Source organism: Nocardioides sp., from assembly GCF_041600255.1.
GTDB lineage: Bacteria > Actinomycetota > Actinomycetes > Propionibacteriales > Nocardioidaceae > Nocardioides.
In genome coordinates, this window is record NZ_JBFIKK010000126.1 from 1 (window position 1) to 9,106 (window position 9,106).

The 9,106-nt window shown below is 73.0% G+C and carries 5 protein-coding genes; all 5 read left to right on the forward strand.

The genetic code is table 11. The features are described from left to right. Positions 1–1,289: FAD-dependent oxidoreductase (locus ABZE72_RS13575; protein ID WP_372729565.1), on the forward strand; the 1,289-nt coding region annotated here is incomplete at its 5' end. A 95-nt stretch (positions 1,290–1,384) separates the two neighbouring features. Further along, the gene (locus ABZE72_RS13580) at positions 1,385–3,826 is read left to right on the forward strand and encodes an SCO7613 C-terminal domain-containing membrane protein (protein ID WP_372729566.1); all 2,442 of its coding nucleotides are present in this window, start codon (positions 1,385–1,387) and stop codon (positions 3,824–3,826) included. 129 nt (positions 3,827–3,955) lie between these two features. Further along, positions 3,956–7,117, forward strand: coding sequence for a M36 family metallopeptidase (locus ABZE72_RS13585; protein WP_372729567.1), 3,162 nt, complete (start codon positions 3,956–3,958; stop codon positions 7,115–7,117). A gap of 182 nt (positions 7,118–7,299) precedes the next feature. Continuing rightward, a complete protein-coding gene (locus ABZE72_RS13590) occupies positions 7,300–7,902 on the forward strand; it encodes a hypothetical protein (protein ID WP_372729568.1) in 603 nt (200 codons plus the stop codon). Positions 7,903–7,974: 72 nt separating this feature from the next. Next, on the forward strand, positions 7,975–9,015 hold the full coding sequence (locus ABZE72_RS13595; protein ID WP_372729569.1) for a polysaccharide deacetylase family protein: 1,041 nt from the start codon (positions 7,975–7,977) through the stop codon (positions 9,013–9,015). Positions 9,016–9,106: the final 91 nt, after the last annotated feature.

The following is a 9,106-nucleotide window of genomic DNA, read 5'->3' on the forward strand; positions in this document are numbered from 1 at the left end:
CCAAGGTCAGCCTGCTCCAGGGCACCCAGCTGTCCCGGATCGCACGCCGGCAGCCGCAGGACCTCGTCGCCCACTACGTGCGCGCCAACACCGAGGCCCAGGCCTGGGTCGAGCAGTTCTGCGCAGGCTCGGGGGTCGCGGTCCAGCATCGCCCGGCGTACACGTACGCCAGCAGCGACAAGGGCGCCCTCTCCGCCCGCAGCGAGCTCGAGGTCGCCCGCGGCGCCGGGCTGCCGGTCTCCTGGATCGACCGGCCGTCGCTGGAGCTGGCCACGCACGGCGCGGTACTGCTGCCCGACCAGCTCCAGCTCGACCCGGTCGAGCTCCTCGCGGCGCTGGCCCGTGAGGCCACCGCCCAGGGCGTGCACCTGCTCGAGGGCGTACGAGTGCGAGGAGTCGACGACCACGACCCCTATCTCGTGCGCACCGACCACGGCGACACCCGCGCCACCACGGTCGTGCTGGCCACCAACGCTCCCCTGCTCGACCGGGGCGGGTTCTTCGCCCGGGTGGAGGCCGCGCGCTCCTACGGCCTCGCGTTCCGTACGCCGGACCGGGCGGTCGACGGCATGTACCTCTCCGCCGAGACACCCTCACGGTCCCTGCGCGACACGCCCTCGGAGGACGGCAGCCTGCTGCTGGTCGGCGGCAACGGCCACCCGACCGGGCGCGAGCACTCCGCGACCGAGCGGCTGGACACCCTGCGCCGCTGGACCGCCGAGCACTTCCCCGCCACCGAGGAGGTCTCTGCCTGGTCGGCCCAGGACTACGTGACCCACGGCGGGCTGCCGTACGCAGGACCGGTACTGCCCGGCACCGACCACCTGCTGATGGCCGGCGGCTACTCGAAGTGGGGCATGACGAACGGCGTGGCCGCAGCCCACGCGATCGCCGCACGAGTCATGGGCGACCCGCCTGCCTGGGCGGGGGCGTTCTCCACCTGGTCGCGCCGGCTCCCGAAGGGGGCCCTGGACGCGGTCCGCGCCAACGCAGGCGTCGCCCTGCAGATGGGCGCCGGCTGGGTCCGGCCCGCCCTGCACCCCGGCAGCGGCTCGCCCGCCGAAGGCGAGGGCGAGGTCCGTCTCGACCGAGCCGCCCCTCCGACGGCAGTGTCGACGACCGACGGCGCCCTGCGCCGGGTCTCGGGCGTGTGCACCCACCTGGGCGGCATCGTCAACTGGAACGACGCCGAACGCAGCTGGGACTGCCCGCTGCACGGGTCGCGCTTCAGCCCCGACGGCCAGGTGCTCGACGGGCCGGCGACCTGCGGACTGCGGCGTCGCGACTGAGAGGCACACGACCGGGCACGCCTGAGCCCGGATACCCACCCGTCTGAGTCGTAAGGCCCTTTCCCTCACGGTCCCGCATGCGCCTGAATGGACTCATGAGCCGCTACGCCGACCCCAGCGTCTGCCCCGACTGCCGGGCGCCGCTGCCGCCGAACCCGACTGCGTGCCCGGCCTGCGAACTGGACCTGACCGGGCCGCTGGTCCCCGGGCTCTTCCGCACCCTGCAGCGGGCCGACGAGCTGGTCGCGGAGATCCGCCGGGCCGCCGTACCGGCCGAGGCGGCCACCGAGACGGTCAGCGAGTCGGCCCTCAGCCAGCCCACCGGGACCCCGGCCACCGCTGTACGACGCTCCGGCGGCCTGCGCGCGGCCTCGGTGCCCAAGATCCTGCTCAGCCTGGGCGCGCTCTGCCTGCTCGCGGCGGCGGTCATCTTCCTGGCCGTCGCCTGGTCCTGGCTCGGCATCGGCGGCCGGACCGCCGTCCTGGTCGGCCTCACCCTGGCGGCCGGCGGTCTCGGCTCCTGGCTGTCGGGCCGCGGGCTGCGCGTTGCCGGCGAGGCGATGACGACGGTGGCGCTCGGACTGGTCGTCCTCGACGTGGTCGGCGCCGAACAGGCGGGCTGGTTCGGTGATCTCGACGCAGCGGCCACCGCCTGCCTGGTGGGGGGCGCGCTGCTCGCGGCCAGCCTCGGCCTGATCTCCCTGCGCGCCACCCTCCAGGTGCCGCAGGTCGTGGCGGCGCTGGGCCTGTGGGTGCTGGCGGCCGGCGTCGCCGGCCTGACCGTCCACGACCAACGGGCCGCCACCGCGGCCGTGCTTGCCTTCGCCGGCCTCGTCGCGCTCGGGCGCTTCGCGTCGCTGAGGACGCTCGCCGTGGTCGCCGCGGTCGGCGGCGGCACCTGGTGGGCGGCCCTGGCCGCCCAGGCCGTGGAGGACGCGGCGACCCACGCCACCCTGCGCGCCCTGTGGCTCGAGGGCCACGGCTGGGGGCTGCTCACCGCGTCGATCCTGCTGCTGCTGCCCGCGATCGCATCGGCCCACCTGCACGTCGTCCGCGCATCGTTGGCGGCCAGCGCGTTGGGCCTCACCGTCACCCTGGGCATCTTCGCCACCGACGACGGACCGACCCGTCTGACGCTCGCCGCGCTGGCCCTCCTCGTCGTCTGGGCCGCAGCGGCGCACCTGGCGCGCGGCCACTGGGCCGTGGTGCCGCGGGTGCCGCTCGCCGTGGTCACGGTGCCGGTGCTGGCCACCGGGCTGACCCTGGCCACCGAAGGGGTCGACCGGGTGCTGGTGCTCGGCGAACCCTTCACCCGATCCGCCGGGGTGCGGCTGCCGACCGCCGACTCGGTCGCCCACCCCGGTCTGCTCGTGCCGGCGGTCCTGGGGGTCCTGCTGACCCTCGCGCTGCTGCCGCCGCGTCCACTGCGCCTGCCCTGGCCGTTGTTCGCCGTCTCCCTGGGCCTGGTCGCGGGCGCGGGGACCCTGACCCTGCTGGCGGTGCCGCTCTGGACGATCACCGCCTCGCTCGGGCTGATCGGCCTCGGCCTGGTCGCGGACGCCGTACGACGGGCCGACGGCTGGTCGGGGGGCGAGTCCGTCGCGGGCCTCGCCGTCGCGCTGGCCGCTGTGATCGCTGCCCGGTCCAGCGACTGGCTGACCGCGGCGGCGACGTTCGTCCTGGTGCTTGCGGCGGCCACCCTGCTCGCCACCGACCGGGTCGCGGCGGGTGAGGTCCTGACCGGTCGGCGGCTCGGCGGTGCCGTGCTCCCGGCCGCCCTGGCCGGACTGGTCTGGAGCGTCGCCGAGATCGCCGACGTCGAGACCAGCCTGCGGGCCGCCCCGATCCTGGTGGTGCTGGGCCTGCTCGCGCTGGCCCGCCCCAGGGTCGAGCTCGAGACCGTGGCTGCCCTGGCCGCTCTGGTGTCCGCGACGAGCGCCGGTGCGGCAGCCGCCGACCCGGAGACCTGGCTGGCCGTGCACCTCACCCTGGCCGGTGCCCTGGTCAGCGCCAGCGCCCTGGTCCACCGCTCGCGTCGGCTGCTGGGCTGGGTCGGCGGCTTCCTGCTCGCTGCCGCCACCTGGGTCCGGCTCGCGGACCTGGGGGTGGAGGCACCGGAGGCCTACACCCTGCCCAGCGCCGTCGCCCTGACCCTGGTCGGGCTCTGGCGACTGCGCGACGAGCCCGCGTCCAGCACGTCGTTCGCGCTGACCCCCGGCCTGGCCCTGGCCACCGTGCCGTCCCTGCTGTGGGTGCTCGCCGGGGACCCGATCACGCTGCGCGCCGCCCTGCTCGGCGCCGGCTGCCTGGGCCTGGTCCTCGCCGGCGCCACGCTGCGCTGGAACGCACCCCTGCTGATCGGGAGCGTCGTCGGCGCCGTCCTGGTGCTGCGCGAGCTCGCGCCGTACCTGGCGCAGACCCCGCAGTGGATCCTGATCGGGCTGGCCGGGACCGTGCTCACGGTCGTCGGCGTCACCTGGGAGCGTCGGGTGAACGACCTGCAGCGGACCGGCGCCTACCTCGCCCGGCTGCGCTGACACCTCCGCCTCGACTGCAGGTTCCTGCACTGCACGTTTCTGAACCGGTCTGGACCATCACTCGCGTTCTCCGCCTCTCGTTGCCCCGACGTCCCTCGATCCCTCGAGCCGACCAACGAAAGGCACCCCATGCGTCTGCGACGTTCTGTGGCCACCGCGACGATCCTCGCCACGGCTGCTGCGACCCTGGCCGCGACCGGACTGACCTCGTCCGCGAACGCGATCTCCGAGCACCGGCTCGGCGGATCCGGCCAGTCCACCGCCACCACCGACACCCGGCTCGGCCACCCGCTGGTCAAGCCCAGCCAGGCCCAGCTCGACGCCGTCAGCGCTCTCGTGCGCCGCGGCGGGGCCGACACCACCCTGACCTGGGACCAGCGCTTCGGCACGCCGCGCACCCTCTACCCCGGCGCCGGCCAGACCCTGTCCGGGCCGCACGACGGCTCCGCCGTCGACGCCGCCCGGGCCTTCGTCCGGGAGAACCGGGTGGCGCTCGGCCTCAGCGACACCCAGGTGGACACGCTGAAGGTCACCCGCGACCACCGGCTGACCGACGTCGACGTCACCGTCGTCAACCTCACCCAGACCGTGAACGGCGTCGCCGCTCGCCGCGGTGGCTCGCTGGGTCTGGCTGTCGACGGTCAGGGTCGGGTGCTGAGCTTCACCGGCTCGCTCAGCCCGCGGACCAACCTGCTGGGCGGCTGGACGCTGACCCCCGCTGCTGCCCTGACCACGGCCGCCACCGGCTTCGGCGTGAAGTCCCTGACGCCGAAGGCTGCCGGCAGCACGGCCGGCTTCCAGAAGTTCAGCACCGGGCTGGCGTCGGCGTCGTACGTGCAGAAGGCGGTCTTCCCGACCGCCGAGGGTGCCCGCGCGGCGTACCGCGTGCTGCTGGTGACGGCGCTCGACGAGGGCTGGGACCTGCTCGTCGACGCGACGACCGGCACGGTGCTGCACCAGTCCTCGCTGGTCCAGCACGAGGCCGAGGGCATCGTCTACCCGAACCACCCGGGCGCACCGCTCGGCGGCAAGGCCGTCAAGGAGAGCTTCGGCCCGACCCCGCAGTCGCCGGGCGGGTACGTCGACCCGACCGGTCTGACCGGCATCGGCGTGACCCTGTTCGGCAACAACGCCGACACCTTCAAGAACTGGTCGAACTTCATCGCGCCGGCCGACCAGGCCAACCGGACGGTCGCTCCGACCGGACAGTTCAACTTCGGCTTCCCCGACGCCTGGGGCACCTCCGAGTGCCAGGCCGTGCCGCCGTCGTACGCCCAGGACGCGGACGCCTCCTCGACCAACCTCTTCTACCACCACAACCGGATCCACGACGAGTTCTACTCCTACGGGTTCACCGAGAGCGCCGGGAACTTCCAGACCGACGGCGGCGACCCGATCATGGGTCTCGTCCAGGCGGGCGCGATCAGCGGTGGTGCGCCGACGTACACCGGGCGCGACAACGCCTACATGCTCACGCTGCCCGACGGCATCGCCCCGTGGAGCGGGATGTTCCTGTGGGAGCCGATCAACGACGCGTTCGAGGGCCCCTGCCGCGACGGCTCGTTCGACGCCGGCGTGATCGAGCACGAGTACGCGCACGGCCTCTCCAACCGCTACGTCGGCACCGAGGACGGGGCGCTCGGCGGTCACCAGTCCGGGGCGATGGGTGAGGGCTGGGGTGACTGGTACGCGCTGAACCACCTCAACGGCGAGGGCTTCCAGGACGACTCGGTTGTCGGCGCCTACGTCACCGGCAACACCGAGCGCGGCATCCGCAACTGGGCCTCCGACCACACCGAGGCCACCTTCGGCGACATCGGCTACGACCTCAGCGGACCCCAGGTCCACGCCGACGGTGAGATCTGGACCGCCACCCTGTGGGACGTCCGCCGCAGCCTGATCGCGCAGTACGGCGAGCAGCGGGCCTCGGAGATCTCGGCCTTCATCGTCACCGACGCCATGCCGCTCGCGCCGAACGACCCGAGCATGCTCGACATGCGTGACGCGATCCTGCAGGCGCTGGCGATCCGCTACCACCGCGAGCTGGACTTCAACGTCCTCCAGGACACCGTGTACGGCGCTTTCGCGGGCCACGGCATGGGCGTCGGCGCCGCCAACGACACCACCGAGGACGACCCGACCGGGGCGAACGACATCGACCCCACCCCGTCGTTCGCGCACCAGAACCCGAAGCGCAACGGCACCGTGGAGGTCCGGCTCACCAACGCCACCACCGGTGGCCCGATCAAGGACGCGAACGTCATCCTGGGCACGCTCGAGGCCGGCGTCACCCCGGTGGCGATCACCGACGAGTCCGGGCGGGCCACGTTCCCGGCCGTCGCCGGGAGCTACCCGTTGACGATCCAGGCGCGCGGCTTCGGCGCGCAGACCCTGACGACGGTCGAGCTCGCCGAGGGCAGGTCGTGGAAGAGGTCGATCAAGCTCAGCCCGAACCTGGCCTCCCTCGCCAACGGGGCCTCGATCGTCTCCTCCTCCGCCAAGGGCGCCGACTCCCTGATCGACGACACCGAGCTCACCCGGTGGAAGACCCAGGTCGGCTCGGGCAACGCCGTGATCGAGCTGGCGAAGCCGGCCACGATCAGGACCTTCCAGGTCAGCGCCTTCACGACCTCGCGCTTCGAGGCGGTCAAGTCGTTCACCGTCCAGACCTCGGACGACGGGGTCAACTGGAGCACGCAGCCGATCGGCCAGGACGCGTTCGGCTACGCCGCTCCCCGCCCCACGGTCGACGACGTCCACCACCGGACGTTCACGCTGACCAAGCCGGTGCAGGCCTCCTTCATCCGGGTCTTCGCGGACGAGGCGATGGGGGACACCAAGACGAACGCCCAGTTCGGTGACCTCCAGGTCTTCGGCGCCAGCAGCGCGATCGAGCCGCTGCCGCCCCAGCCCCTCGACCCGCCGTTCGAGGAGTCCTTCACGATCCTGGGCACCAACCCGGGCGGCAACGAGGTGGCCGGCGGCATCGTGGGCACCGAGATGGCACTCACCTGCGCCTACCCGCCCGCCTCGCAGGACAGCGACGGACACGTGACCCTGCTGCCGGAGGGCTTCGGGGACGGGGCGCACACGATGTCGCTCTCGGCGGGCCCGACGACGATCGACCTCGACGTCTACTTCCTCAACGACGAGTGCGCGGTCGTCGGAGACATCGCCACCGGGGCCGCCAACGAGGCGGGCGCCATCCCCACCGGGACGGTGTACGTCGTGACCAACAACTACGCCGGCGTCGCCGCCGACGTGACGTTGACGGCGATCGACACGAAGTAGAACCACCGGCTCCTCCACGACGAGCCAGCGCGGGTCACCAGCCGCAGGCCGGACCACCGGGTCCGGCCTGCGGCTGCATCCTGGGGACACGGGCCCCCACGTATCACGGCTGGTCAAGACCACTCCTGAGCCGTCAATGCACGCCGATCCGAAGCGGCGTTGCCCGACCAAGGAGTTCCCCCATGAAGAACCGCAAGGTACCTGCCATCATCGCCGCCGCCGTCCTCGCCGTGAGCACTCTCGGGCTGGCCACGTCGTCGCAGGCATCCCCGGCCTCGGACCACCGGGGCCAGGCCTCGCCCGGTGTCGCCGCCAAGGCCGACAACCCGCGGGTGTATCGGTGCGACGGAGGCCGCAACGTGAACATGCGCAGCCGCATCGTGAACGTGCCGTTCACCTTCGGCGAGACCGGCACCAATGCCGAGGACATCGCCGTTCCCGGCGCCGCCATGGTCGTGGCCGGCCCGCGCCGGGGCCGCGACACCCTGCTGATCACCTTCTCCGCCGAGGCCCAGCTCGGGGGCAGCACCGACGACCTCAGCGACTGGATGGGTCTCGAGGTGCACCTGGACGGCACCCCGATCCAGCCCTACACCGCTGTCGGTGACGTGGTGGCCTTCACCAGTCAGCCGGACTACAACGCGCACTCGCTGCAGTTCTGCACGAAGATCGGGCGCGGCAAGCACAAGCTGCAGGTCTTCACCAACCTGTTCGACGGTGGCGACAACGACTCGCTGCGCGGATGGCTCGACGACTACCTGCTCAGCGTGGTCCGCTACAACTGATCCCGCTCGACCCCCGCTGGCGTCGCTCGTTTCGCAACGGGCGGCGCCCGGTCGCGCCTAGGCTTCCGGCTCGTGACTCGCCGTCCTCGCCTGATCGCCCTCGCCGCCGTCGCCGCCCTGCTCAGCGCCCTGGCGCCCCCGTCGGGCCCGGCCACGGCGGATGCCCGCTCCGGGCTCCGCGTCGACGTCAACGCCCCGATGTACGACGCCCCCGGCGCCCGGGTGCCCGCCGTCGTCACCGTGTACGGCGTCCCCGACGGCTACCAGGCGACCATCACCGCCACCGGGACCGGGGGCGCGAAGGTGACCTGCCACGGGCCCGTCTGGCACAACCCGGTCCGGGACACCTCCTCCCGGAGGTGCTACGCCCGGCTCCCCCGCACCCCCGGCACCTCCAACGTGGTCGGCCACGCCGAGCTGACCCGGGAGAACTCGCGCACCCTGCGGGTCCAGGGCGTCGGAACCCGCCCGATCGACCGCTCGGGGCCGGTGACGAGGGGCCGGTTCACCCTGAAGCAGATCCGTGCCGTGGAGGAGTGTGGCAACACCGGCCGGCGGGTCTGGCTCACCTTCGACGACGGCGGCGACTACCAGCAGGTCTCCCGGATCCTCGACACCCTGCGCGACCTGCGGGTGCGGGGTCGCTTCTTCCACACCGGCACCTGGCGACCGCACTACCCCCGCCTGCTGGAGCGGATGAAGCGTGAGGGCCACCTGCTCGGCAACCACACAGCAAGCCACCAGCCGTTGAGCCAGCTCAGCGATCGGCAGGTGCGCGAGCAGATCCGCGGCGGCATCGGCGCCACCACCGAGCCGAAACTGCTGCGGCCGCCGTTCGGGGCGGGCTCCTTCACCGCCCGGCTCGCCCGACTGGCGAAGGCGGAGGGGTACACGGTCTGTCGCTGGACCGCCGACACCTACGACTGGGACCGGACCACGACCGCGCGGATGATCGAGCGGGTCAGGTACGGCGACTACCGCACGCCGCCGCTGGCCGCCGGCGGCAACCTGCTGATGCACGGCACCGCGGTGCACACCTCCGAGGGCCTGCGCCGGATCATCCGGGCCATCCGCCGGGCCGGGCTGAAGCTGGACCGACTCCCCCGAGGCTGAAGCCGCGCCGGACATGCCGACGGGGCCGAGCCGCCCGAGCGACCCGACCCCGTCGGAGTGTGTGGGGAACTGCGTGTCAGTAACCGGTGAC

Bases quoted from the DNA above. Each gene is read 5' to 3' on its own strand.
- ABZE72_RS13580 (WP_372729566.1), top strand. From the start codon at position 1,385: ATGAGCCGCTACGCCGACCCCAGCGTCTGCCCCGACTGCCGGGCGCCG.
- ABZE72_RS13585 (WP_372729567.1), top strand. From the start codon at position 3,956: ATGCGTCTGCGACGTTCTGTGGCCACCGCGACGATCCTCGCCACGGCT.
- ABZE72_RS13590 (WP_372729568.1), top strand. From the start codon at position 7,300: ATGAAGAACCGCAAGGTACCTGCCATCATCGCCGCCGCCGTCCTCGCC.